At 60.8% G+C, this 1,715-nt stretch carries 2 protein-coding genes; one reads left to right on the top strand and one right to left on the bottom strand.

Annotation, left to right across the window (positions count from 1 at the left end):
- On the bottom strand, positions 1-632 hold a 632-nt coding region (locus AC1D00_RS39920; RefSeq protein WP_477014483.1), incomplete at its 3' end, for a winged helix-turn-helix domain-containing protein.
- Positions 633-1,402: 770 nt separating this feature from the next.
- Here AC1D00_RS39920 and AC1D00_RS39915 point away from each other — a divergent pair.
- On the top strand, positions 1,403-1,715 hold a 313-nt coding region (locus tag AC1D00_RS39915), incomplete at its 3' end, for an epoxide hydrolase N-terminal domain-containing protein (protein ID WP_477014482.1).

Below are 1,715 nucleotides of genomic sequence, written 5' to 3'. Positions count from 1 at the left end.
GTCCCGAAGATCGCCGCAGCCAGGGTTGCAACGGCGTCAATCAGATGTTCGCATGTATCGAGCACAAGCAGAAGCCGCTTGTCTCTGAGATATGCGATCAGGCTGGACGTTGCGTCCGCGCTCTGGACGGAGAGGCCCAGCATCGACGCGACGCCCGTCGTCACGAAGCGAGGATCGCTCACCATGCTCAGATCGACGAACAGCACCGCGCCGTCAAAGCTCGTGTGCAACTGGTGCGCGATCGCCACCGCAACCGTGGTCTTGCCAACGCCGCCTGAGCCGACGATCGTGACAAACCGGTCGGCATCGAGCCGCAGCGACAGTTTCTCAAGGTCTTCCTCACGATCTATCATGGTGCCGAGCCGGCTCGGCAGATTGTAATGATGAAAACCTGGGGAGGGGGCGAGCGGAGGCGCGGCTGCAATGCTCGCGCGTGAAGTTGCTGCAACAAAACTGTAGCCGCGACCAGAGGACGTGGAGATATAACGGGCGCCATCCTTTCCCTCGCCGAGCGCTTTGCGCAGGCCCGCGACATGGAAGCGCAAGCTACCTTCTTCGACGTTGAGGCCGGGCCAGACCTCGGCGATCAGCTCGTTCTTGCTGATCACTTCGTTCGGGCGGGACAACAGCATCACGAGAATATCGTAGGCGCGGGCGCCAAGCTCGATGCGGGCGCCATCCCTGGTCAGCAATCTCTCGCCGGGAACCAGGAGGAACGGGCCAAACGAGACCGTTTCAGTGCGTCGCGCAGGCGGCGTTGCCATGGCTTACTTCTTCGTTAGCGCTTTGAAATAGCTTCGATTTTAGGCCGGTGCCGGCCCTGGAACCAGAGCAGATCGTAGCGACGCAGGTGCGTAGTTGGCAGGCGTTTTCCGTGCTGAGCGAGATGGTTGTCCTGCCCGCAATAGCTAACGGGCTCTAACAAGCCATAACAAGCACTATTCCTTCGTTTGCGCGAAGTTGATCATGCGATTTTGGCCGCTGCACCGCGGTGGGCCGCGGGCTGCGCATATGGAGTCCATGTGCAGCGGATCGGCGCACACGATGACAATTGGTCGGATCGGTACACGAACTACATGGTTCGCGAGCAGACTGGTGAGTCATTGCCGGCCTGAATTGCAGAGGCTCCGCCGTTTCCTGCCATGAGGTGAAGCGGCGGCGTCACCTGCCGATGCACCTCTCCGTCATTTCCAAGAAATCGTTCGCCGTCGTTGCAAACATCGATGCCGCGCCGATGGCCCGCTTGTGACATCACCGCGCGCCGCGGACTCGCAACGGCTAACGACGCCTAACAATCCATAACGAGCAAACGAGCGACGTCTCCATCACAGTGTCCCTGCAAACACGGGCCCGTTGAGTGCGAACGCCACCCATCGATCGAACGAAGCAAGGGAGAACTGCAATGAACGCACAATCAAGCGTCGACCTCATCAAGCCCGACCGGCGGCAACTCTTGAACACGGCGGCCATGGGCATCGCTGCAGCAGGCGTGGCCGGCCTTTTCCCCATTCATCCAGCGGCCGGAACTTTGAGCAACGCAATCCGGCCGTTCCATGCCAACATTCCCGACGAAGACCTCGTCGACTTGCGCCAGCGGCTTGCGGCGACCCGCTGGCCCGACAGCGAGATCGTCACCGACCAATCTCAGGGCGTGAAGCTCGCGACAATCCAGCGGCTCGTGCACTATTGGCAGACCGACTACGACTGGCGGAAGG

This window comes from Bradyrhizobium sp. P2_E8, from assembly GCF_056403875.1.
The sequence above is the reverse complement of the archived record's forward strand: the minus strand, read 5'-3'. Positions and strand labels throughout refer to the sequence as shown.